The organism is Microbacterium sp. Soil_C_42, from assembly GCF_057656735.1.
In genome coordinates this window covers 219,982-243,389 of sequence record NZ_JBDGJU010000001.1, presented here as the reverse complement: position 1 = coordinate 243,389, position 23,408 = coordinate 219,982, and the positions used below count along the sequence as shown (strand labels likewise).

The window sequence follows — 23,408 nt, the reverse complement described above, 5'->3', positions numbered from 1 at the left end:
CTCGTCGTCGAACGGATGCTAAGTGACGCGCGCCGGCGCGGAGTCTGCAAGGCGTGAGCGGCGAGAACGGAGGCGCGGCCGACAACCGATCGCTACACTCTCGGGGTCGGAGGGAGCTGCCCCTCGACTCAACCCCAGTTGACGACGTCTTCCGTCATCTATCCACATCTTTCATCGGCCACGTTGACGGCGCCCGACCAGTGTCCGACACTGGCCCGATACTGACCATCGAGCCGGCACGAGCGGAGGTCGAGATGGGTAGCATCACGCCCTACGAATCGGCGAAGGGCCGCCGCTACCGCGTGCGGTATCGCAAGCCCGATCGCACTGAGGCCGAGAAGCGCGGCTTCACGACGATGCGCGAAGCGAAGCTGTACCTCTCGATGGTCACGGTGTCGAAGTCGAAGGGGGAGTACATCGACCCGTCCACGTCGCGAGTTCCGGTTCGGATGTTCGCCGACAGCTGGCTGCGATCCAAGCAGCCGCCGATGTCGAAGCCCTCGTACTACATGACGCTCGAGCGCGCGTGGAAGAACCACGTCGCGCCGGTGTGGGCCGACAGAGAGATCTCGTCGATCCGTCGCTCTGAAGTCCAGGACTGGGTCTCCGACCTCGCGACGCAGAAGTCACGGACCGTCGTGATTCGCGCCCTGGGAGTACTTGCCGGCATCCTCGACGTCGCGATCGACGATCGGCGCCTCGCGAGCAACCCGGCCCGTCACGTGCGTAGTCTTCCTCGACGTGGGCCTGGCAAGCGGCGCGTCTACCTCACGCACGACCAGGTCGCGACGCTGGCGGCGTGCTCCGCGTATCCGACGCTCGTGCTGACGCTCGCCTACACAGGACTCCGCTGGGGCGAGGCGACGGGGCTGCGGGTGCGCAGCGTGAACAAGCTGCGCCGGCGATTCGTCATCGAGGAGAACGCGGTGATGATCGCGTACGAGATCCACGTCGGCACGCCCAAGACGCACGAGAAGCGATCGGTCCCGTACCCGGAGCGGCTCGCGCCGATGATCGAGCAGGCGTGCGCCGACAAGGGGCCCGAGGGGCTGCTGTTCGGCGACGGCGTCAATCACATGCGCAACTCGGGCAGCAAGGGCTGGTTCGCGAACGCGGTCCGGCGTGCGCAGGAGTTCGATCCATCGATCCCTCGACTCACTCCACACGACCTTCGGCACACCGCCGCGTCCCTCGCGATCAGTTCGGGCGCGAACGTGAAGGCGGTGCAGCGCATGCTCGGGCACGCGTCGGCGGCGATGACACTGGACACCTACGCCGATCTCTTCGACGACGATCTGGATGCCGTCGCGACCCGACTGAACGACCAGATGCCGCTCGTGGCGCTGCCCTCGGGTCCGCAGACCCGCTACGCCCGACCCCAGTGACCCAGAGAGCAGATTGCTCAGTTTTTCGACGAGGCAGATTTCGACCGAAACGCTCGATTTCGGCGCTCTCAGACGTCGTCTGCAGGCCGTTGCACACGTCGTTTTCGGCCTGCCGAAATTTTGAAAATGCGGGCAAAAAGCGGGCAAAAACGCATTCTGAGTGGTCTGACCACAGAAGAAATACCTGTTCAGAGGTAAAAAGAGACTGTGCCCCTGGAGGGACTCGAACCCCCAACCGTTTCCTTAGGACGGAACTGCTCTTCCATTGAGCTACAGAGGCTGGCCCGACGAGTCTACCCAGCCGCGAGGTCTGTGACGTCTCCCTGCCGAGACTCCGATGGCGCGCGGGATACGGGGGCTCGCGGACCCTGTCAAGCCCTTGAGGCCCGTCTCCGCCCGGGAAAACAATGGGGTGATGGTCACTACGGAGCGCCCCGCGTTCGAATTCCTGGGCGACTGGAGCGGGCAGTTCATCGCCACGGCGATCCACAACGGGCACGACGTCCGGCCGGAGGTCGCGGCCGAGTTGGTCCTGCCCGACGAGGATCGGCTGCGGGAGGAAGACCCCCACACCGACGTGATCGGCGCACTCGTGCCGGCCCGCGTGGTGGTGAATCGGTCGCGCTTCGAGGTCGACCTGAATCGCTCGCGCGAGAAGGCCGTCTACCGCTCGGCGGAGGAGGCGTGGGGGCTGGAGGTCGTCCGCGATCCACCGCTTGAACCGGGCATCGTCGCGGGCTCTCTCGAGGTGTACGACGCGTTCTACGCGGAGCTCGGCCGACGACTGGACGTGGTCGCCGAGCGCGGCCCGTTCGTGGTGTTCGACATCCACTCCTACAACCACCGCCGCGACGGGGCGGAGGCGCCCGAGGCCCCCTGGGCCGAGAACCCCGAGGTGAACGTCGGTACGGGATCCCTCGACCGGGGCCGCTTCGGATCCGTCGCGGACGCCTTCATCGAGTCGCTCACGCAGGCGGGAACGTCCGCGGGGCCGCTCGATGTGCGCGAGAACATCCGCTTCCGCGGGCAGCAGCTCGCCGCCTGGACGCACGCTCGCTATCCCGGCAGGGCTGCCGTGCTCGCGCTGGAGTTCAAGAAGACGTTCATGGACGAGTGGACCGGCGAGGCGGATCTCGCTCGCCTCGACGAGCTCGCACGCGCCGTGGCGTCGACGATCCCTGCGCTCCAGGAAGCGCTCGTCGAGGTGGCGACTCCGTGACGACGGACCCGGCGAATGCCCCCGTCGCCGGCGGACCCGAGACCGACGTCATCGAGAAGGGCGCGTTCTCGGCCGCCGACCTCGCCGCGGACCATGCGATGGCGTCGCTCGCCGGGACGGTGCGATTCCTGCTCGAGATGACACCGGTGAACGCGGACGACATCCGTGCGCAGTTCCTTGCCGACCCCGAGGTCGACCCCGTGTTCGAGTATCGCGCGCTGGATGTCGACCCCGCGGTGCTCGATGCCCAGGTGGCTGCACTGCCGCTCGACGCCGTCAGCGACACCACCCTTGCGGCGCTGCTGCGCAACCGGCAGCGCGAGATGACGCTGCGGGTGGAGATGCTGCGGGCGCGGAACACGCCCGACTTCCTGCAGCTGTCGATCGCGCAGTACGGGCCGGTGCTGCCGGCGCTCGTGGACATCGCCGACGATCTGCTCAGCCGGCTCCCGTACGGGAAACTCGAACAGGAATCCGTGGGCGCGGAGACGTTCCTCGCGGCTGCGAAGGCCGAGATCGCCCACTACCGGTCGATCGACCCCGATGCGCAGCTGCACGCCGAGATCCGCGACGACGTGTCTGGTGTCCTGGTCGAGGGCAATACGCTCCTGATCTCGCGCAACGCCGCGGTGGCCGGTCCGCGCGTCAATGCGCTGCTGCAGCACGAAGTGGGTACGCATCTCGTGACACAGGTCAACGGCCTGGCGCAGCCCATCCGCATGCTCGGCGCCGGGCTCGCTCACTACGACGAGACGCAGGAGGGCCTCGCGGTGCTCGCAGAGATCGCGTGCGGCGGGCTCACGGCTTCTCGGCTGCGTCAGCTCGCGGCGCGGGTGGTGGCCGTGCACGCACTGGTGGGCGGCGCGAGCTTCGTCGAGACGCACCGTCTGCTCACCGGCCACGGCCTGCCCGCGGGCAGCGCCTACAGTGTCGCCATGCGGGTGTACCGCGCCGGCGGACTCACGAAGGACGCCATCTATCTGCGCGGGCTGCTGGCGCTGCTGGAGCACGTGGCCCACGGTGGTGCGCTCGACCTCCTCTTCCTCGGCAAGTTCTCGCTCGAGGACCTGCCCCTCGTGCAGGACCTCGCCGACCGCGGGCTCCTCGCACCCGCGCGCCTCATCCCGCGCTACCTGTCGGAGGCGGAGTCCGCCGACAGGATCCACCACGCCGCCCGCACCAGCGACCTTGTGTCGCTGGTCAACGCCTAGCAATCCACGCTTGAGGAGCCCACCAGATGAGAATCGGATTCGTCGTAAACGACATCGCCACGGAACAGCCCATCTACTCGACGACCCGCCTCGCCATGAGCGCTGCCGCGCGAGGGCACGACGTGCACCTCATGGGTCTTCGGGACTTCGGCTATGAACCCGATGGATCGCTCTCGGCAATCACTGCGACCTCGACCGCGGGCAAGCGATACCGGTCCCTCGAGCGCTATCTCGAGGACGTGCAGTCCGCGACCCGGGCGCGCACCGAGCTCGACGACTTCGATGTGCTCATGCTCCGCGCCGACCCGGCGGCCGAAGCCGCAGACTCGGCGTGGGCGAGCACGGCCGAACTGGCGTTCGGGCGCATGGTCGCCGAGACCGGCGTCCTCGTCGTCAACGACCCCCGCTCCCTGGCGGACGCCATGTCGAAGGCGTACTTCCAGCACTTCCCCGAGGTGGTGCGTCCGCGCACACTGATCACCCGCGACGAGGACAGGGTCCGCGAGTTCATCGACGAGCTCGGGGGCCGTGCCGTGCTCAAGCCCCTCCAGGGCTCGGGTGGTTCGGGGGTGTTCCTCGTCGACCTGAAGCGGGAGCGGAACATCGCCCAGATCGTCGAAGCGATCGCGCGTGACGGCTATGTGGTGGCGCAGGAGTACCTTCCCGCCGCCAAGAACGGCGACGTGCGGATGTTCGTCATGAACGGCCGAGCACTCGAAATCGATGGTGTGCACGCCGCGTTCCGCCGGCGGCCGGGGGAGAAGGATGTGCGCTCGAACATGTCGGTCGGCGGGAAGGCCGAGGCCGTGAAAGTGACCGAGGAGATGCTGCAGCTGGTGGATGCCGTCCGCCCGAAGCTCCTGTCCGACGGCATGTTCCTCGTCGGGCTGGACATCGCGGGCGACAAGCTGATGGAGGTCAACGTGTTCTCGCCCGGCGGCCTCGGGTCGTGTGCCGCGCTGTACGGCATCGACTTCGCCGCGGCCGTCATCGACGACCTCGAGCGCAAGACGGGGATGCGTGCGCACTACGGCAGCGAATTCCCCAACGTCCAGCTCGCGACCGCGTGACGGTCGCACGCGCAGACGACGAGGGCCCCGGCATCCGATGACGGATGCCGGGGCCCGAAGCTCTGCGATCAGCCCTGGGCTGCGAGGGCGAAGCGAACCGCGCCGTCGTTCGACAGCTCGGCGTCCAGCACCCGGTCGTCGAGGGCGGCCGCAGCCCTCTCGTCGAGGAAGACGCGGGCGCCTCCTTCGGTGACGACCGTGTCGGCGGGTGCCGGGGCCGGAGCGACACTCAGCTCGAATCCTTCCGAGCCTCCGGTGTCGCGGATTCGCACACCGCCCTCTTCAGCAAGGGGCACCCGGGCGACGAGTTCTTCGACGGCCTCGGCGGCGGTCTGGGTCAGCGTAAGCATGCTTTTCCTTTCCGTTTGCGGTTCCGGACCGGCCACGATTCCGAGATCCATGGCGGAACGCAACCTCTGCGCGCCGTGCAGCCCGCATTAGGAGGGACTTCCCACGTTCGGTCGCCGCCCGCAGCCGGCCAGTGCGGCGACCGAGGCGCGGGTCAGGGACGGCGACCGCCGCCACCGCCCATGCCACCACCTGACACATTGACCCCCTCCGACACCGTCGCCGCCGTCACGCCGTTCACCGTGATCGTGAACGACCCGCCGTCGGCGACCCCCGGCCCGCTGTAGAACACGGCGCCGAAGCTCTGGTCGGCCTCGAAACTCGCGATCACGGCGCCCGAGGCATCCGTCACCGCCACGGTGTCGCCGGCCGAACCGCTCGCGGTCGCGGCGATCCACTGCTGCGAACCCGTCGGCGTCACCAGGATGGATCCCGCGACGAACACCTCGCCGCCGTCGATCGTGGTCGTGCCGTTGGAGTCGAGCGCGCCCTGGCCGCCGGCCGAGCTCGGACCGCTGACGACCGTGGTGCCACCGGTGATCGAGATCGTTCCGTTGGAGTCGAGGCCGTCGCCCACCGCGGCCACGCGCACGCTGCCGCCGGAGATCGTGATGGTCTCGCCGGTGTCCTGCTCGCCGCCGCCCATGCCGCCGCCCTGGGCATCGGATGCGGTCCCGCCGGCAGCGTTCACACCGTCGTCGCTCGACGCGATGTCGACCGTGCCGCCCGAGATCGCGACATCCGTCGCTTCGAGGCCTTCGTACGACTCCGTGATCGTCACGACGCCGTCACGGATCTCGAGGCGCTGTTCGGCGTGGATGCCGTCGTCGCCCGCAGAGACGGTGACGGTGCCGCCGCCGATGCCGACCGAACCGTCGGAGTGGACGGCGTCGTCCGCCGCCTCGATCTCGATGTCGCCGCCGTCGATCGCGACGACGACGCCCGCGGTCACGCCCTTGGGGGAGTCGTCCGAGGCCGAGGCGCTCGTGCCCGCGGCCAGCGATACGGTGCCGCCCGCGACGACGGCATCCGTCGCCGCGGCGATGCCGTCGTCACCGCTCGTCGCCGTCACCGTGCCGCCGGTGATCGCGACGAAGCCCTGCGTGGCGTCGTCGGCCTGGTCGCTCTTGAGGGCGTCGCCGCCGGCGGTGAGTTCGAGCGTGCCGCCTTCGACGGTGAGCGAGTCCTTGCCGCGCAGCGCGTCGTCAGCCGCGTCGACGGCGATCTCGCCCGACAGGATCACCAGGTCGTCGGTGCTCGTGATGCCGTCGTTCCCGTTGCCCGAGACCGAGAGCGCGCCGGTGCCCGAGATCGTCAGGTCGGTGTCGGCGTAGATCGCGGCGTTCGCGTCCGCGCCGTCGGCGTACGACGACGCGTCCGAGACACTGTTGTCGCTCCCGGCCGCCAGCGAGAGGGCGACGTCGTCCGCACTCGTCACGGTGATGGCGGGGGAGTCGGATGCTGCGATCTCGGCGTCGTCGAGGATCAGCACGACCTGCGCATCCTCGGGTGCGGCGACCACCACCTGGCCGTCGAGCGACCCGGAGAGCCGGAACACACCCGCCTCCGTGATGGTGACCGTGGAGCCGTCGACGGTCACGGCGTCGGAGTCGCTCGACGCGGTGCTGCCCGAGAGCGTGATGTCCGCAGCATCCGTCTCGCTCCACTCGTCGTCCTTCACGACCGTCACATCGGCGTTCGCGGAGAGCACGGCCGCCGCGCTGAGGTCGGAGTCGACGACGGCCGCGGTCTCGGTGGTTGTGTCGTCGGCGGTCGCGGTGTTCGTCGATGCGGCGGTCTGCGTCGCGCACCCGGCGAGCACCAGCGCGGCGACGGCCAGGGGCGCGGCCGCGAGGATCAGGCGGCTGCGGCGCTCGAGAGGGCGGTGGTGGGGGTGTCGGCGCATGATGCGTCCTCCTTGGGGGTGGCGATGGTCGGGTGGGTCGTGGGCGCGGTGCGCTGCGAGGAATCGAACGGGCCGCGCAGCAGCCGCGCCCACCGGTTGCGGGGGAGGGCGGGGTGAAGCGCCGCGAGCCCGGTGGCGTACTTGCTCACCGTCGCGGGCCGATGGCCGGCCCGCCACAGCGCACGGTCGACGTCGGACGGCCGGGCGCCCGACTTCGTCTCGACGATGGTGAGCCCCGGAAGGGCGAAGCCCCGTCCGTCGGGCTCGATCCACTCGAGCGCGGTGTCGACGGTGGCGCGGCCGGTGCTGTCGGCGGCGAGCAAGGTGGCCCGCCGGTACCGGGTCAGCAGCGTCGCGTCGAGTTCATCGGCCCGGTCGGAGGCGACCCCGATGGTCGCGAACGCGTTCGCCACATCGTCGCGGGCGTCGTCGGTGAGCCGGTCGCGCTGCCCTGGGTCGTACTCGTCACGGTCTTTGACGGTCGTGCCGCGCGCCCCGCGCGTCTTGATCTCGAGGTACGACGTGCCCGTATCGAGGTAGCTGCGCGTGCGCAGCTTGAAGCGCCGCCGCCGGGGCTGCGCGGCCATGCGGAAGCTCAGCAGGTCGGGGGTGTCGAAGTACACGGACTCGTAGGCGAAGTCGCGCGCGCCGTCGATCTCGAGCACGCGAGTGCCGGGGTCGAGTGCGGCGAGCACCGGGTCGAGGCCCGCGCGCGGCACGACGTACTTCCTGTCGACGCGAGTGAGGAGGGATGCCTCGGCCACGAGCGCGTCGAGCGAGACCGGGTCGAAGCGGCCGAACGCGGTCATCGCGCCGCTCCCTGCATCGCGGGCGCGCTCGACGCGGTGGTTCGGCTCGTCGTGGTGGGGCGCGTGGCGGCCCGCGGGATCCGGTAGCGGACGTCGACCAGCGTCGTGTCGTTCACGAGGTCGAGCTCCTGGACAGTGGTCGAGGCGACTGTGCCGCCGAGGCGCGCTTCGAGTTCGGCGCGCAGCTCGCGCTCGTCGGAGACGGCGCGGTCGAGGCGGACGACCTGGTGGCGCGCGCGCGAGAGCAGCAGCGGGTGGTCTGCGCCCCACAGCACCGCGAGGATCAGGGCGACGAGCGCCGCGACCGGCCACGGGTCGGTCTGGGGGAGTCCGGTGACGAGACCGATCGCGAGCGCAGCGAAGTAGTACGCCACCTCGCGCTGCGAGATCTCGGACGAGCGCAGCCGGATGATCGACAGCACGCCGAACAGGCCGAGCCCGAGTCCCAGCGCGACTTCGGCGGTGCCGAGGACGGCGGCGACCACCATCACCCCCACGTTCACCCCCAGGAAGGCGACCACGAGGTCGCGGCGGTGGTGCCGGCGGTAGTACAGGCCGAGGCTCAGCACGAGGGCGGCAGCCAGGTCGATGCCGATGAGGATCAGCGCGCTGGTGGTCATGGGTTCCTCCCGATGGGGTGTTCGCTCTGATCCATTCGAGCCGCGGCCGCTATGGGGTTCCTATGACGGGCATCAGACCGGCTTACGAGTTCGTCACGGGGCTGCTGAGCGCCGAACACGAAGGTGCGCTGCACCCCGTAGCTCGTCACGAACAGCACAGCCTCGGTGGCGACCTTGGCCACGACGAGGGGCACCCCGTAGCGCGTGAGCGCATCGAGCCACACGACGTTCGAGGCCAGCAGCGCGACGGCCAGCACGGCGTAGCGGGCGGCCTGGCGCAGCATCCGTCCCCGTTCCCAGGGGGAGCCGGTCGAACCACCGCGGAAGACCACGCGTCGGTTGACGGCGAAGTTCACGGACGCGCTCACGACGCGCGCCGCCACGATGGACGGCACGAGCAGGCCGGTGAGCGCGTGGAGAACCAGCAGCATCACGGTGTCGACGGCGAACGCCAGCAGTGACGACCCCGCGAAGAGCAGCAGCGGAAGCATGACGCGCAGCGAATCCACGATCGGGCGGAAGTGGCTCGACGCGTTGCCGTCGAGGTACACCGTCTCGATCGGCACCTCGCGCGTCGCGACCCCGTCGCGTCGGCAGCGCAGCAGCACGTTCTGCTCGTACGCGAAGCGCTCGCCCGGCTGGTCGCGCACCCACGCGAGCAGTTGCGAGGGGATGCCGCGCAGCCCTGTCTGCGTGTCGCTCAGCGTCCAGCCGGCAGCGAGGCGGAACACGCCGCGGGCCACCGCGTTTCCCGCACGGGATCGCAGCGGAACCCGCCCGGTGAACGCCCGGCAGCCGAGGATCAGCGTCGGGGCGCCGTCGGCGGCGTCCGCGCGGAGGGCGACGGAGACCCGCTGGATGTCGTGCACGGTGTGCTGCCCGTCTGCATCGGCGGTGACGACGTCGTGACCGGGATGCGCAGCCATCACGTGGTCGAAACCGGTACGCAGCGCGGCCGCCTTGCCGCGGTTCGTGTCGTGGTGCAGCACCGTTGCTCCCTGTGCCTCGACGCCGGCGAAGATCGGCGCGAACGCCGGACCGCTCCCGTCGTCGACGACGACCACCTCGATGTCGGGGTCGGCGGCGACCAGGCCCGCGACGACCGGCTCGAGGCGCGGACCCGGCTCGTAGGCCGGGATGAGGACGATCACGGCGTCACTCCGCGTCGGCCGCGGACGCGTCGGCGATGTACAGGATGTCGCTCGTGCCGCGCTCGCCGCCGTTGGAGGGCGAGTTGACCACCTCGCCGTTGAAGTACATCGTCGACGAGCCGCCGCCGTCGAGGTTGTACGCGGTGGTGGCGCCGAGGTCGATCATGATGTCGGCGAGCTCGGTGAGGGTGACGCCGGCGCTGTACCCGGACTGGCGTCCGTCGACGACGACGAAGACGAGGTGGTTCTCGTCGATGACCCCGACGGCGGTGCGCGGCTGGTCGCCCTGGATGGAGTGGTTGCCGAAGTTCGTGTCGATCTCGACGCTCTCGATGCCGTCGACGACGGTGCCGTCCTCGACGATCGCGGGGCCGAAGCTCAGCGTGTTCCACGCGCCGTCGGCCAGCAGCTCGTCGGCGGTCGTCGTCGTCTCGTCGTACACCTCGACGCGGCCGTCGGTGTAGAACACGAGCCCCTCGCGGGCGGGCTCGTCGCGGAAGACCACGCCGTTGCGGATCACGATGCCGGTGTCGCGGAACCCGTAGTAGTCGCCGTTGATCGCGAAGACCGCGCCGTTGTCGGAGGCGATGCTGCTGGTGAGTTCGGTGATGTTCTCCCCGAACTGGTCCTTCGCGAAGGCGCTCTGCAGCGTGGTCGCGTCGGACAGCGTGACGTCGGCGACGTAGTAGGTCACGGTGTCGGAGCCCGAACCTTCGGTGACGGTCGAGATCGTGATCGATGTCGCGCCGTCCGCGTACGCCGTGTCGGTGACGGTCGTGCCGGCATCCGCCGTCGGTTCCGCCGTGGAGTCGACCGTGGAGTTCTGCGCCTCGTACGCCGACACGTCGGCGATCTCGACGTGCTCGACGAGGAAGCGGTCGGTCGCCCAGACGGCGCCTGCGCCGCCCGAGAGGGCGACGACGAGGCCGGAGGCGATGGCGGCGTTTCGGACCCGACGCGTGCGGGTGCCCTTGTTCGCTCTGCTCTTCTTGTCCATGCCTCCATGGATATGAGTCCGACTTACGACGACCTTCGCCGTGCGCTATGAACCGCCTGGCGTGAGCATGTGCGTTCGGCCAGACCGGAGCGCGACGGAAGAAGGGGGAAAGTGGTGCGCGGCGCGCAAATTCTGTGATTCTTGTCACGTGTCGGGGCGCAACGCGCGGGGTATCGGTGTCGCGGTCTGACATGGTGGAGGCGTCGCCGCGAGCACCGAAGAGGGTCTCGCGGACCTCCCCGTCGCCGCAGCCGACGCTGTCGCACCCGACCCAGAGGAACGCATGACCCGCATTGGCATCGTCGCCGAGGCGCCCGGAGAGACCCGGGTCGCCGCGACTCCGACCACCGTCCCGAAACTCATCGCCCTGGGCTACGACGTCGTCGTCGAAGCCGGGGCCGGGTCCGCCTCGTCGTTCCCGGACGCCGCGTACGCCCAGGCGGGCGCGGTCGTCGTCGACGCGGCCACGGCGTGGTCGGCGCCCGTGGTGCTGAAGGTCGACGCGCCCACGCCGGCCGAGATCGGCCGGCTCGCCGACGGGGCGACGATCATCGCGACGCTGAGCCCCGCGCTGCGGCCGGACCTCGTCGAGTCGCTCGCGACGCGGGGGATCACCGCGATCGCGCTGGATGCGGTGCCGCGCATCTCTCGCGCGCAGTCGATGGACGTGCTGAGCTCGATGGCGAACATCGCCGGGTACCGCGCGGTGGTGGAGGCGGCGCACGAGTTCGGGCGGTTCTTCACGGGGCAGGTGACGGCGGCGGGCAAGGTGCCGCCGGCGAAGGTGCTGGTCGCGGGTGCGGGTGTGGCGGGGCTTGCGGCGATCGGTGCGGCCTCCAGCCTCGGTGCGATCGTGCGGGCCACCGACCCGCGGCCGGAGGTGGCCGACCAGGTCGCGTCGATCGGTGGCGAGTACCTCGAGGTCGTCGTGCCGGAGGAGGCGAAGCAGGTCTCGTCCGACGGGTACGCGAAGGCGACCAGCGAGGCGTACGACAGACGCGCGGCCGAGATCTACTCGGAGCAGGCGGCCGACGTCGACATCATCATCACGACGGCGCTCATCCCGGGTCGTCAGGCGCCACGCCTGATCACGGCCGCAGACGTGGCCTCGATGCGCTCGGGCAGCGTCATCGTCGACATGGCGGCGGGGCAGGGCGGCAACGTCGAGGGCTCGGTCGCCGGCGAGAAGGTCGTCACCGACAACGGCGTCGTGATCCTCGGCTACACCGACCTGCCCGGTCGGCTTCCCCAGCAGGCGTCGCAGCTGTTCGCGACCAACCTCGTCAACCTGCTGAAGCTCCTCACCCCGGGCAAGGACGGTGAGCTCACCCTGGACTTCGACGACGTCGTGCAGCGCACGGTCACCGTCGTGCAGGACGGCGCGGTCACGTGGCCGCCGCCGCCCGTGCAGGTGTCGGCCGCGCCGGCGAAGGCAGCGGCCGCCGCCCCGGCGGTCGTGGCGCCGAAGAAGACGATGTCGGCAGGCGCCCGCACCGGCCTCGTCGTCGCGGGTATCGCGGCGCTCTTCGCGATCTGCGCGTTCGCGCCGCCGCCGCTGCCGCAGCACTTCCTGGTGCTGACGCTCGCGATCGTCGTCGGCTTCTACGTCATCGGCCACGTGGCGCACGCGCTGCACACGCCCCTGATGAGCGTCACGAACGCGATCTCGGGCATCATCGTGGTCGGCGCCATGGTGCAGATCACGGTTCCCGACCTCACCGTGCAGATCCTCGCCGCGGTCGCAGTGCTGCTCGCGTCCATCAACATCTTCGGCGGCTTCGCCGTGACGCGGCGCATGCTCGCGATGTTCCAGAAGGGTGAGACCCGATGATCGCGGTCGCCGGCCAGCTCGCCGGCGCCGCCTACATCGTCGCGGCGCTGCTGTTCATCCTGAGCCTCGCGGGGCTCAGCAAGCACGAGACCAGCCGTCGTGGCGTGGTGTTCGGGATCGTCGGCATGGCGATCGCGCTCATCGCGACGGTCGTCCTGGTGGCGGCGGGCGCCTGGGGCGAGTCGTCGGGCGCGCTCGGGTTGACGCTGCTCGTGGTCGCCGTGCTCGTGGGCGCCGCGATCGGGCTCTGGCGCGCGCGGATCGTCCAGATGACCGGGATGCCGGAGCTCATCGCGCTGCTGCACTCCTTCGTCGGCCTTGCCGCGGTGCTGGTCGGGTGGAACGGCGCTCTCTACGACACCGGACTCACCGGGGCACTCGCCGACATCCACCACGCCGAGGTGTTCATCGGCGTCTTCATCGGCGGCGTGACCTTCACCGGCTCGATCGTCGCGTTCCTCAAGCTCTCGGCGCGCATCTCGTCCAAGCCGCTCATGCTGCCGGGTAAGAACGCGCTCAACATCGGCGCGCTCGCCGCGTTCCTCGCCCTCACGGTCTGGTACGTGATCACCCCGGAGCTGTGGCTCCTGATCGCCGTGACCCTGCTCGCGCTGGCCCTCGGCTGGCACCTGGTCGCCTCTATCGGCGGCGGTGACATGCCCGTCGTCGTGTCGATGCTCAACAGCTACTCGGGGTGGGCGGCCGCCGCGGCGGGCTTCCTGCTGAACAACGACCTCCTCATCGTCACCGGTGCGCTGGTCGGCTCGTCGGGTGCGTACCTGAGCTACATCATGTGCAAGGCGATGAACCGGTCGTTCCTGTCGGTGATCGCCGGCGGCTTCGGCATCGAGGCGCCGAAGGGCGGCGACGAGGAGTACGGCGAACATCGCGAGATCGACGCCGAGGCCGCTGCCGACCTGCTCGCCGGCGCTTCCACCGTCGTGATCACGCCCGGCTACGGGATGGCCGTCGCGCAGGCCCAGCATGGCGTCGCCGACCTCGTGCAGAAGCTGCGCGAGCGCGGGGTCGACGTGCGGTTCGGCATCCATCCCGTGGCGGGACGCCTTCCCGGTCACATGAACGTGCTCCTCGCCGAGGCGAAGGTCCCCTACGACATCGTGCTCGAGATGGACGAGATCAACGACGACCTGTCGGGCGTCGACGTCGTGCTGGTGATCGGCGCGAATGACACCGTCAATCCCGCCGCCGCGGAGGATCCCTCGAGCCCGATCGCCGGAATGCCGGTGCTGCGTGTGTGGGAAGCCGACAACGTCATCGTGTTCAAGCGCTCAATGGCATCCGGATACGCGGGCGTGCAGAATCCGCTGTTCTACCGCGACAACGCTCAGATGCTCTTCGGCGACGCCAAAGAGAAAGTCGACGAGATTCTCTTCCAGCTCTCACGCTCGTGAGAGCGGGAAGAGAATCGTCGTGAAAAGCCGCGAGGCGGCGTGCGTCAGTGCGCCGCTTCGTAAGCTTCGAGGACGGATGCCGGCACCCGGCCCCGCTCGGAGACCTGATAGCCGTTCTGCTTCGCCCATTCGCGGACTCCGCTGTAATCCTGCTGTCCGCTGCGGCGACGCTTGCGGCCGGCAGAGGCGGCGCTCGAGGCCGCGCGGGCGGACGAGACGGCGCGGGCTGCCTTCGTGTAGCGCTCGAGAGCGCCGCGCAGTGCGGCGGCATTCTCGTCGGTGAGGTCGATCTCGTATGCGACGCCGTCGAGCGAGAACAGCACGGTCTCGCCTTCGCCGGCTTCCAAAAGGGTTCCGTCGATGTCGTCGACGAGCTGGTGAACGATTCTGCGGGCCATGAGGGGAACAATACGCTGAATTGTCGCGGCAGCCTATTCATGAATTCCGTAGCGGTGGATAACCGCGATCCGACGAGGAGAATTCGGAATCGCGAGAATTCGGACGCCACTGTCCGGAATGGTCCCGGGCGGCGATATGGCGGATCCTGCCGCGGCGTCCGCCGGCGGAGGTCAGGGAAGGATGCCGGCGCGACGCGCGGTGACGACCGCGGCGTGCCGGGTCGAGGCATCCAGCTTCGCCATCGCGGACTGCAGATACGACTTGACCGTGCCTTCCTTGAGGTCGAGGGTCGCCGCGATCTCGGCATTCGTCGAGCCGAGAGCAGCGCACGCGAGCACGTCGATCTCGCGCGGCGACAACCGGACGTCGAGTTCGACCGACGGCTCCGATGCGTCGTGCGAGAGCGCCGCCAGCCGCTGCTCGAGTCGGTCCAGGCGCGCACGCAGCGCGGGGTCGTCGATGATCGCCGCGATGCTGCGCAGCTCGGCGTACGTCTCGCGCAATTCCTCGCGCGTGGTCGCCGGAATGGCGGCCGGTGCGGTGCGCGTGGGAGAGAGGGTCAGTCGCCGTTGCACCTCTTCGCGGATGCGCAGCTCGCTCGACAGCTCCTCCGCGACCGCGAATGCCGGGCGGGCGACCACGTCGCCGACGGGGGATTCGGCCCATGATCCGCAGTAGATGACGCCGCGGGCCCGCCCGCCGACCATGACGGGGACGGCGAACAGCGTCGCGATGCCCTCACCGAGGACGGCGCGGTCGTAGTCGTGCGTGATGCTGCGTGACGAGCCGTAGTCCAGCGCAAGCCGCGGCCGCTTCTCGACGAGCGCCCTCCCGCCGAGACCGCGAGAGGCCTCCACGACGAGCCCCTGGAGGTTGCGGGTGCGGGCACCGTGGATGGACGTGACGTGGATCGCGTCGCCGAGCGCGAGTCCGCCGAAGGCGACCGGGAAGCGCGTGCGACGGACGAGTTCGGCCACCGCATGATCGAGCGCCTGCGCGTCGCCGGGATCCCCGTCGAGCGCGTCCACGACGATGCGGACCCCCGCGCCTGTGCGATCGGGGGCCGGTGCGCGATGTGGCAGAGACGCGCCCACGGCTACCTGCTTCCGGCGTGACGGCGTCCTCGCCGCCTCTTTCGTAGCGTCGACTTTACCAGTCAGGGCGATCGCCGCCGGGTGAGCGGGGCTCTCGTCGAGGCGGATCGCGAGGCCCGCGCGCGTCGCCGCGCCGCGCGGGCCTCGCGGCATGCGGGCGGCCTACACGCCCGCAGCCTCGACCGGCTCGGCCTCAGTGCGGAGCCGGAGTCTCGATGGCACCGGCGGCGTTCGGCGCGGCCGGAATGGTGGGCCCCTGCTCGAGGTCGATGAGGAACCGCTTCACCTCGGGTCGCCCACCGTATTCGCCGAGTGAGCCGTCGGCACGGACGACGCGATGCACCGGCACGACGACGGAGAACGGCGTGGTGGCGCACGCGGTCCCGACAGCGCGTGCGGCGCGGGGGACGCCGGCCGCGATCGCGACCTCTCCGTAGCTGGCGGTCTCGCCGTACGGGATGTCGCACACGGTCTCCAGCGCGGCGCGTGTGAAGCCGCGGACGAGTCGCCAGTCCAGCGGCAGGTCGAACTCGGCGCGGTCGCCGTCGAAGTATTCGTCGAGCTGCGTCACCGCGTTCTCGAACGCGTCGGCGGCTCCAGGCCCGGCGTCATCCGTGTCGTCGTCGGGCACCGGGAGGGCGCGCAGCTGCAGGGCGACGCGCTCGATCTCGGCGTGCAGGGGGCCGGCGAAGGGGTGCAGGGTCACGATGCCGTCGTCGGTCGTGACGATCAGGATGTCGCCGATGGGCGACGGGTGGACGCGGTAGCGGGGCGGATCCTCGGGGGGCATGCGACCATCCTGGCGCGGGTCGGGGACGCGGTCGCCGGTCGACGGCGGGATCTGTGGGAACAACGCGCCGAACGTGGGCGGGGGAGGAGAGGGCGTGACCCGGGGCTGTCCCCTGAGGGCCCGATACCGCGAAACTCAGGTCCATTGCAAGAGCGAGGCACCCGTCGCCTTTAGGGTGGCACGTGTGTGGCGAGCAGAACGCAGCGCCGTGTTGGGCTCAGGAGATGCCGAGCGCGGGTACGACGTGACCCCGGGTGATCTGGGTCTCGCCGAACCCGACGTCACCGTCGTGCACGTCGCCGAGACCGAGCGCGACCGGCTCCGGCTGCAGTCCGCCGCCCTGGGCGGCCGCTCGACTCTGCTGCACTTCGTCGACGGGCAGGATGCCGCGATCGAGATCACGAAGGCGCACCCGGGAAGCCTGCCCCAGTTCATCACCGGGCGATCGACGCTGCTGTCGAACCTGTTCCGCGACGAGGTCGCGCTGCGCAACGCCCGGCTTGCGGCCCAGAGCATCACCGCGAAGGACCAGGAGCTGCGCACGACCCGTGGTCTCGACACCGTGCGGCTCGCGGTCGGTCTGGCGACCTGGCGCGTCGCCGGGATCACGTGGAGTGCACCCGTGCTGCTCCGCCCTCTCGCGATCCGGCGCCACCACGGCGATTTCGAGCTCAAGCTGCACGGGACGTTCGTGGTCAACCCCGAGCTGATCCGCGCGATGCGCACGCACTTCGGCATCATGATCGACGCCGGCGGCCTCGCCGCTCTCGCGTACGAGGGCGGCGTCTTCAAGCCGCAGCCGGTGATCGACCACATCCGTGCGCTCACCGCGTCGATCGACAGCTACGCGGTGAAGCCGCGTCTGCTCGTGTCGACCTTCGCCGATGTCGGCGGCGACATGGCCTTCGACGCGTCGGATCTCGACCATCGCGTGCTCAATGCGCTCGCCGGTCACGTCGCCGACCGCGAGTCGCTCACGATCCGCCGCGACGGGCCCGTGCCGACGAGCCCCGACGACCGTGCCCCCGCCGCCGACATGCTCCTCCTCGACGCCGACTCCGAGCAGGAGCGCGTGCTCGCCCGGATCGCCGACGGCCAGTCCCTCGTCATCCACACGCTGCCCGGCACCGGCGGCACGCAGACCGTCATCAACGCCGTGGGCGCGCTCGTGCGAGACGGCAAGCGCGTCCTCGTGGTGAGCGCGCGCCGTTCGACGCTCGACGGCGTGCGGCATCGCCTCGCGGGCATCGGGCTGCCCGGCCTGGCGGTCTCGCCCGACCGCCTCCAGCGCGATCTCATCCGCGCGATCGGCCGGAACGAGAAGGCCGAGACGCCGAAGGTCTCCGACATCGACGACGCGCTGGTGCGGCTGCGGGGCGTGCTCCGCGACTACCGCTCGGCCGTGACCGCCAAGCACCCCGATTTCGACGTGTCGGTGCTCGACATCCTCCGCGAGCTCGCCGAACTCGCCGAGCGGGGCGTCGCACCGGCGACCGAGGCCCGCTTCGACGCGGACGCCCTCGCGAGCCTCGCTTCGACGCGGAAGGAGGCGGCGGCGAAACTCTCCGCCGCCGCGCGACTGGGAGAGTTCCGCTTCGGCCCCGACGACTCGCCGTGGTACGGCGTCACGTTCGCGACAGTGGAGGAGGCCCGCGCGGCGCACGCGCTCGCCGGCAAGCTGCACCGCAGCGACGTGCCGACGCTGCTGGAGCGCGGCTACGAGCTCATCGCGCAGACGCGCATGCGGCCGTTCCAGACCGTCGCCGAGCTCGGTGTGTACCTGCGTCTGCTGCGCGGCATCCGCGACTCGCTCGACAAGTTCAGCCTCACCGTGTTCGAGCGGCCGCTGGCCGAGCTCATCCAGGCGCACGCGCCGCGTCGCGACGCTCCGGAGATGAACGGCGCGAACCGGCGCCGGCTGCGCCGCCTGTCCCGTGAGTATCTGCGCCCCGGCGTGCACGTGCCCGACATGTACGAGGCGCTGGTGCGCATCCAGCAGCAGCGCACCGAGTGGCAGCGCTACGTCGACGCCGGTGTGACCCCCGAGGTGCCGCTGGGTCTCGGCGACGTCCAGGTCGCCTGGCAGCGCGTCGACGCCGAACTCGGCGAGGTGGACGCCGTGCTCGGCCGCACCGGCGCCGACCGGCTCTCGATCCTCCCCGTGAAGCAGCTCGTGCGCACGCTCGCCGGCCTCGCCGCGGAGTCCGACGTGTTCGACAACCTCAAGGAGCGCGCGACGCTGCGCTCCGAGCTCGCCGCGATGGGCCTCGAACCCCTCCTCCTCGAGCTGTCGGTGCGGCACGTGCCCGAAGAGGATGTGGCCGCCGAACTGGAGTACGCGTGGTGGCAGTCGGCGCTCGAGCTGCTGCTGCGCACCGATCGTGCCGTGCTCGGCGCGAACACCGCCGTCGTCGACCGGCTGGAGCGCGACTTCCGGCTCGTCGACGAGGCCCATGCCGCAGCATCCGGTCCGCTCCTCGCCGCCCATCTCGCCACGCAGTGGCGGATCGGGATCGTCGACCACCGCTCCGAGGCCGACGGGCTGAAGCAGGCGCTGAAGCGCGGCGCCATCACGCCCGCCGAGCTCGCAGCGGTGGCGCCCACGCTCTCGCGCACGGTGGCGCCCGTCTGGCTGGCCTCTCCCTACGAGGTGCCCCGCATCCCCGAGACGGTCGAGTTCGATGTCGTCGTGCTGGCGGATGCGGGGGCCCTGTGTCTCGCCGAGGCCTCGCCGGCGCTGCGCCGCGGGGGTCAGGTGGTGGCGTTCGGTGACCCCGTGACGCAGAAGCCCACGCCGTTCCGCGTCTCGGCAGGCTCCGCGATGTCGGCCGCCGTGCCGCCGCTCTCGACCGACGGCGATGGCGCGCCGGCCGACGACGATGACGACGAGGCGCCGTTCGACGCGACGAGCGTCTTCGAGCGGCTCGCCGAGCTGCTGCCCGTCGAGACGCTCACCCGCAGCTACCGGGCCGGCGGAGAGGATCTCGCGGCGCTCGTGAACGACGCGTTCTACGGCGGCGAGATCGTGTCGCTGCCGTGGGCGGGGTCGTACCTGGGCCGTGGGAGCCTCGCGGTCGACTACGTCGAAGGCGGCCACGGCACCCCCGACCCGATCACCGGGGCCGTCGAGAGCCCCGACTCCGAGGTCGCCCGCGTCGTGACCCTGGTCGTCGAGCACGCCGTCAACCGGGGCACCGAATCGCTCATGGTCGTCACCGCGAGCGTGCGGCACGCCGAGCGCATCCGCGCGGCCGTCGAGGCGGCGTTCGCCGGACGCTCCGACGTGGCCGACTTCGTCTCTCGCGACACCGCGGAGCCGTTCGCGGTGCTGACGCTCGAGGAGTCTGTGGCCGAGAGCCGCGACCGCGTGATCTTCTCGCTGGGCTTCGGCCTCACCAAGCACGGCCGCGTGCTGAGCGACTTCGGCGACCTGTCGTCGCCCGACGGCGAGCGGCTGCTCACGGTCGGCATGACGCGCGCGCGGCGGTCCATGGTCATCGTGTCGTCGATCCGTCCGTCGGCCTTCGACGACGGGCGCCTCGAGTACGGAGCCGCGACGCTGATGTCGATCCTGGGCGGCATCGCCGCCCGATCCCGCGAGGCGCGTCTGGAAGATCTCGCCGATCCGCTCACCCGCGCGCTCGCCCGGGAGCTCCGCCGCGCGGGCCTCTCCGTCGACGTGCACTACCGCGGCCTGCTGCCGCTCGTCGCGCAGTACGACGGCAAGGCGGTCGTGGTCGAGAGCGACCCCGAGACGATCGGCGAGTCGCTGCGCGAGTCGCTGCGGCTGCGCCCGCAGATCCTGCGGCGCCTCGGCTGGCACTACGTGCGCGTGCACTCGTTCGATCTGTATCGCGACCCGGCCGACGTCGCGCAGCGCATCGCCGCGATGCTGGGCGTGCCGCCCGACGCGCCCCGGGTCGACAACGAGACCCAGCCCCTCGATGTCATCGAGTGACCGGCAGCGGATCGAACGCGTCACAGGCTCCCGCCGCGCCAAGCTGACGCCCGCGCCGGGAACCACGGCGGAGCCGATCCCGGCTGACGAGAGGACGGATGCCGCGTCCCCGACCGACCGCAAGGGTCAGGGGAACGCGGCATCCGACTCCGCAGGTCCGAACGACGAGCGTCTGCGGCGCGACGTCCCGCCGCACTACTGAGCGCGAGGCGCGGTGCCCTGCTTCTCCAGGATGTCGCGGATCTGCACCAGGATCTCCTGCTCGGTCGGGAGCTTCGGCTCCTCGTCGGCGGGGGTGATGCCGGCCTTCGCGGCGGCGCGCTCCTTCAGCACGTTCATCGGGTGCACGAAGACGAAGTAGACGACGATCGCGACGGCGAGGAAAGCGATCACTGCGTTGATGAGGTCGTTGATCGGGAAGGTCACCGGACCCCACAGACCCTGCACGGTGATGCCGATCGTGCCGTCCTCAGCCGGCTTCCACACGAGTTCGATGAGCGGGTTGATGATGCTCGCGACGATCGCGTTGACGACGGCCGTGAACGCGGCGCCGATGACGACCGCTACCGCCAGGTCGATGACGTTTCCGCGGAGAATGAACTCCTTGAAGCCCTTGATCACGTGTACCCCCCTGGGTGTCGATCCGCGTCTGGGGCGCCGGAGGATCAGGCTCCGGACGACGCGGGAGAGGCCTTCGCCTCGGTCTTCGATGATGTCGAAGTCGACGAGGACGCGCCACCCGAGGCATCCGCTGCGCCGCCCGATCCCGAGCCCGAGGGCTTCGCGCCCGCGCGGGAATCGGTGCGGTAGAAGCCGGACCCGTTGAAGGTCACGCCGATCGAGCCGTACTCCTTGCGCAGCGCCCCGCCGCACTCCGGGCACTCGGTCAGGGTCGGGTCGGCGAAGGACTGCACGGCGTCGAAGCGGTGACCGCACTGCTTGCAGGCGTAGGCGTAGGTGGGCATGGTTCTCTCGGTTCGGCTGTCAGCGCCGCGTGGGCGCGAGGGTGATGGTGCGTGTGGGGGTGACGACGCCCGTGACGCGCTCGTCGAGTTCGTCGCTCGGCAGCTCGTCCACGAACTCGGAGTCGAAGACGACCGCGTAGACGGGCGGGCAGCGCTCCATCGACCCGAGGGTCTTGTCGTAGAAGCCGCGTCCCCAGCCGAGCCGCATCCCGGTGCGGTCGACGGAGGCGGCGGGGATGACGAGGAGGTCGACGTCGTTGACCGCGATCGGGCCGAGCAGCTCGCCGACGGGCTCGGGGAGTCCGTACATGCCCTCGGCGATGTCGCCCTCGTCGGTGGCGACCGCCCAGTCCAGCAGGCCGTCCGCCCGTGTCACGGGCAGGAGGACACGGATGCCGCGGCTCACGGCATCCGCCACGAAAGAGCGGGTGCCCGGCTCGGCCGTGGTCGACAGGAAGCAGGAGATGGAGCGGGCGCCGTGCTCGGCGACGAGGGAGTCGAGCTGGGCGTGGATGCCCGCCTCGGCAGCCTCCCGCGCCTGCGGCGAGATGAGCTGGCGTCGCTCGCGGAGCTCGGCGCGCAGGGCGCGCTTGGCATCGGCGATGGCGTCGGACATGGTGTCGATTGTACGGCGCGCAGTATCGCACACCGTCCGTTCGGGCGAGAGGGCCTCGTCGTCGCACCTAGACTCTCACCATGGCGAACACCTCCATCAAGGCAGTCATCCCCGCTGCGGGCCTCGGCACCCGCTTCCTCCCCGCGACGAAGGCGATGCCGAAAGAGATGCTTCCCGTCGTCGACAAGCCGGCGATCCAGTACGTCGTCGAAGAGGCGGCGCAGGCGGGCATCGACGACATCCTGGTGATCATCGGGCGCAACAAGAACGCGATCTCGAACCACTTCGACTCGGTTCCCGAGCTCGAGGAGAAGCTGAAGGACAAGGGCGACACCGACCGCCTGCATCGCGTGCTGGAGTCGAGCGATCTCGCCGACATCCACTTCGTGCGCCAGGGCGAGCCCAAGGGCCTGGGGCACGCGGTGCTGCGGGCGAAGGCCCACGTCGGCGGCTCGTCGTTCGCCGTCATGCTCGGTGACGACCTCATCGACGAGCGCGACGAGCTGCTCACCACCATGATCGAGGAGCACGAGCGCACCGGAGCGGCGATCATCGCCCTCATGGAGGTCGACCCCGAGCAGATCCACCTGTACGGCGTCGCATCGGTGGAGTCGACCGACGGCAACGGCGTCGTCAAGGTCAACGGTCTCGTCGAGAAGCCCAAGGCGGAGGACGCGCCGTCGAACCTGGCCGTGATCGGCCGTTACGTGCTGTCGCCGAACGTGTTCGAGATCCTCGAGCGCACGGAGCCCGGCAAGGGGGGCGAGATCCAGCTCACCGACGCGCTCCAGGAGCTCGCGAGCGACCCCGATGGCCCCGGCGTCTACGGCGTGGTTTTCCGTGGCCGCCGCTACGACACCGGCGATAGGGTGGATTACATCAAGGCCATCGTGCAGTTGGCGGCCGATCGCGAAGATCTCGGTCCCGCACTGCGTCCCTGGTTCAAGGATTTCGCGGCGAACCTCTGACGCCGCCCGTTCGAGGGGGTCTCGTGGATCTGTCGGCTCCCCGCAGGCACGGGTCGGTGGCGATCCGCCTCGTCCGCCAGCGCGACGCGCGCGTGCTGCAGAACGAGCTGCTGTCGAACCGCGGCTGGCTGCGCCCCTGGGAGGCGACCAGTCCTGACGGGCCGGTGTCGTTCGACATGCGCGTCGGCATCCGCCGGCTGCTGCAGCAGTACCGCGACGGCGCGGGCGTGCCGTTCGTGATGGAGTCCGACGGTGAGGTCGCGGGGCAGCTGAACGTCTGGGGGGTGGCCCGTGGCTCGCTCGCGTCCGCGACGATCGGGTACTGGGTGAGCGAGCGGTTCGCGGGGCGGGGCATCACTCCGACGGCGGTGGCCCTCGCGACCGACATCTGCTTCTCGGAACTGCGGCTGCACCGCATGGAGATCTGCATCCGTCCCGAGAACCGGGCCAGCCTGCGCGTGGTCGAGAAGCTCGGCTTCCGCTACGAGGGGCTGCGCCGCCGCTTCATCCACATCGACGGCGACTGGCGCGACCACTACGCGTTCGCCCTGGTCCGTGAGGACGTCCCCGAGGGCGTGCTCCAGCGCTGGGTGTCGGGTCGTGTGCCGCAGGACGCGGCCACGGTTCCGCCCGCGGACCGGCTGCACGCATAAGTCGTC

General features: G+C 70.2%; 22 protein-coding genes and 1 tRNA gene. 10 read left to right on the top strand and 13 right to left on the bottom strand.

What is annotated here, in order from left to right; genetic code table 11:
* Positions 1-254 precede the first annotated feature (254 nt).
* Positions 255-1,385 carry a tyrosine-type recombinase/integrase gene (locus AC3A46_RS01090; RefSeq protein ID WP_487663399.1) on the top strand — a complete coding sequence of 377 codons (1,131 nt, stop codon included), beginning with the start codon at positions 255-257 and terminating at the stop codon, positions 1,383-1,385.
* A 208-nt stretch (positions 1,386-1,593) separates the two neighbouring features.
* Here AC3A46_RS01090 and AC3A46_RS01085 read toward each other — a convergent pair.
* A tRNA-Arg gene (locus AC3A46_RS01085) sits at positions 1,594-1,665 on the bottom strand.
* A gap of 135 nt (positions 1,666-1,800) precedes the next feature.
* On the opposite strand from AC3A46_RS01085, the gene AC3A46_RS01080 reads away from it, so the two are divergent.
* From AC3A46_RS01080 to AC3A46_RS01070, 3 genes are read left to right on the top strand one after another with little or no spacing between them, the layout of a single operon-like run.
* Positions 1,801-2,604, top strand: a complete 804-nt coding sequence (locus AC3A46_RS01080; RefSeq protein ID WP_487663398.1) for an N-formylglutamate amidohydrolase — start codon at positions 1,801-1,803, stop codon at positions 2,602-2,604.
* On the top strand, positions 2,601-3,815 hold the full coding sequence (locus AC3A46_RS01075) for a peptidase MATCAP family protein (RefSeq protein WP_487663397.1): 1,215 nt from the start codon (positions 2,601-2,603) through the stop codon (positions 3,813-3,815). Before AC3A46_RS01080 ends, AC3A46_RS01075 begins: the two co-directional genes overlap by 4 nt.
* A gap of 26 nt (positions 3,816-3,841) precedes the next feature.
* On the top strand, positions 3,842-4,885 hold the full coding sequence (locus tag AC3A46_RS01070; protein WP_487663396.1) for a glutathione synthetase: 1,044 nt from the start codon (positions 3,842-3,844) through the stop codon (positions 4,883-4,885).
* Positions 4,886-4,953: 68 nt separating this feature from the next.
* Here AC3A46_RS01070 and AC3A46_RS01065 read toward each other — a convergent pair whose 3' ends face one another.
* The 6 genes from AC3A46_RS01065 to AC3A46_RS01040 form a co-directional block, all read right to left on the bottom strand.
* Positions 4,954-5,235, bottom strand: coding sequence for a Fe-S cluster assembly protein HesB (locus AC3A46_RS01065; protein WP_487663395.1), 282 nt, complete (start codon positions 5,233-5,235; stop codon positions 4,954-4,956).
* 152 nt (positions 5,236-5,387) lie between these two features.
* Positions 5,388-7,139 carry a carbohydrate-binding domain-containing protein gene (locus tag AC3A46_RS01060; RefSeq protein ID WP_487663394.1) on the bottom strand — a complete coding sequence of 584 codons (1,752 nt, stop codon included), beginning with the start codon at positions 7,137-7,139 and terminating at the stop codon, positions 5,388-5,390.
* A complete protein-coding gene (locus AC3A46_RS01055; RefSeq protein WP_487663393.1) occupies positions 7,091-7,948 on the bottom strand; it encodes a polyphosphate polymerase domain-containing protein in 858 nt (285 codons plus the stop codon). The genes AC3A46_RS01060 and AC3A46_RS01055 overlap by 49 nt, the downstream gene beginning before the upstream one ends.
* On the bottom strand, positions 7,945-8,568 hold the full coding sequence (locus AC3A46_RS01050; protein ID WP_487663392.1) for a DUF4956 domain-containing protein: 624 nt from the start codon (positions 8,566-8,568) through the stop codon (positions 7,945-7,947). The genes AC3A46_RS01055 and AC3A46_RS01050 overlap by 4 nt, the downstream gene beginning before the upstream one ends.
* The gene (locus AC3A46_RS01045) at positions 8,565-9,719 is read right to left on the bottom strand and encodes a glycosyltransferase (protein ID WP_487663391.1); all 1,155 of its coding nucleotides are present in this window, start codon (positions 9,717-9,719) and stop codon (positions 8,565-8,567) included. The genes AC3A46_RS01050 and AC3A46_RS01045 overlap by 4 nt, the downstream gene beginning before the upstream one ends.
* A gap of 4 nt (positions 9,720-9,723) precedes the next feature.
* On the bottom strand, positions 9,724-10,716 hold the full coding sequence (locus AC3A46_RS01040) for a phosphodiester glycosidase family protein (RefSeq protein ID WP_487663390.1): 993 nt from the start codon (positions 10,714-10,716) through the stop codon (positions 9,724-9,726).
* 283 nt (positions 10,717-10,999) lie between these two features.
* Here AC3A46_RS01040 and AC3A46_RS01035 point away from each other — a divergent pair, with 283 nt between their 5' ends.
* Both AC3A46_RS01035 and pntB read left to right on the top strand, forming a co-directional pair.
* Positions 11,000-12,547, top strand: a complete 1,548-nt coding sequence (locus AC3A46_RS01035) for a Re/Si-specific NAD(P)(+) transhydrogenase subunit alpha (RefSeq protein WP_487663389.1) — start codon at positions 11,000-11,002, stop codon at positions 12,545-12,547.
* Positions 12,544-13,959, top strand: coding sequence for a Re/Si-specific NAD(P)(+) transhydrogenase subunit beta (gene pntB / locus AC3A46_RS01030; RefSeq protein ID WP_487663388.1), 1,416 nt, complete (start codon positions 12,544-12,546; stop codon positions 13,957-13,959). Before AC3A46_RS01035 ends, pntB begins: the two co-directional genes overlap by 4 nt.
* Positions 13,960-14,003: 44 nt before the next feature.
* On the opposite strand, the gene AC3A46_RS01025 is transcribed toward pntB, so the two are convergent.
* From AC3A46_RS01025 to AC3A46_RS01015, 3 genes are all read right to left on the bottom strand, one after another.
* Positions 14,004-14,357 (bottom strand): histone-like nucleoid-structuring protein Lsr2, encoded by a 354-nt coding sequence (locus AC3A46_RS01025; protein ID WP_487663387.1) that lies wholly within the window; start codon positions 14,355-14,357, stop codon positions 14,004-14,006.
* Positions 14,358-14,528: 171 nt separating this feature from the next.
* Positions 14,529-15,392, bottom strand: a complete 864-nt coding sequence (locus AC3A46_RS01020; protein ID WP_487663496.1) for a LuxR C-terminal-related transcriptional regulator — start codon at positions 15,390-15,392, stop codon at positions 14,529-14,531.
* Positions 15,393-15,645: 253 nt separating this feature from the next.
* Entirely contained in the window at positions 15,646-16,242 is a 597-nt protein-coding gene (locus AC3A46_RS01015; RefSeq protein ID WP_487663386.1) for a methylated-DNA--[protein]-cysteine S-methyltransferase, read from the bottom strand.
* A 211-nt stretch (positions 16,243-16,453) separates the two neighbouring features.
* Between AC3A46_RS01015 and AC3A46_RS01010 the strand changes: the two genes are divergently transcribed.
* The gene (locus AC3A46_RS01010) at positions 16,454-20,200 is read left to right on the top strand and encodes an AAA family ATPase (RefSeq protein ID WP_487663495.1); all 3,747 of its coding nucleotides are present in this window, start codon (positions 16,454-16,456) and stop codon (positions 20,198-20,200) included.
* Positions 20,187-20,402 carry a hypothetical protein gene (locus AC3A46_RS01005; protein WP_487663385.1) on the top strand — a complete coding sequence of 72 codons (216 nt, stop codon included), beginning with the start codon at positions 20,187-20,189 and terminating at the stop codon, positions 20,400-20,402. Before AC3A46_RS01010 ends, AC3A46_RS01005 begins: the two co-directional genes overlap by 14 nt.
* On the opposite strand, the gene mscL is transcribed toward AC3A46_RS01005, so the two are convergent.
* The 3 genes from mscL to AC3A46_RS00990 are packed head-to-tail and all read right to left on the bottom strand — an operon-like array spanning position 20,396 to position 21,781.
* Positions 20,396-20,821, bottom strand: coding sequence for a large conductance mechanosensitive channel protein MscL (mscL, locus tag AC3A46_RS01000; RefSeq protein WP_056369712.1), 426 nt, complete (start codon positions 20,819-20,821; stop codon positions 20,396-20,398). The two genes, AC3A46_RS01005 and mscL, sit on opposite strands and share 7 nt — an antisense overlap.
* Positions 20,822-20,865: 44 nt before the next feature.
* On the bottom strand, positions 20,866-21,165 hold the full coding sequence (locus tag AC3A46_RS00995; RefSeq protein ID WP_487663384.1) for an FmdB family zinc ribbon protein: 300 nt from the start codon (positions 21,163-21,165) through the stop codon (positions 20,866-20,868).
* A 19-nt stretch (positions 21,166-21,184) separates the two neighbouring features.
* A complete protein-coding gene (locus AC3A46_RS00990) occupies positions 21,185-21,781 on the bottom strand; it encodes a 5-formyltetrahydrofolate cyclo-ligase (protein ID WP_487663383.1) in 597 nt (198 codons plus the stop codon).
* 80 nt (positions 21,782-21,861) lie between these two features.
* Between AC3A46_RS00990 and galU the strand changes: the two genes are divergently transcribed.
* Both galU and AC3A46_RS00980 read left to right on the top strand, forming a co-directional pair.
* Positions 21,862-22,749 carry a UTP--glucose-1-phosphate uridylyltransferase GalU gene (gene galU, locus AC3A46_RS00985; RefSeq protein WP_487663382.1) on the top strand — a complete coding sequence of 296 codons (888 nt, stop codon included), beginning with the start codon at positions 21,862-21,864 and terminating at the stop codon, positions 22,747-22,749.
* A gap of 23 nt (positions 22,750-22,772) precedes the next feature.
* A complete protein-coding gene (locus AC3A46_RS00980; protein ID WP_056369721.1) occupies positions 22,773-23,402 on the top strand; it encodes a GNAT family N-acetyltransferase in 630 nt (209 codons plus the stop codon).
* Positions 23,403-23,408: the final 6 nt, after the last annotated feature.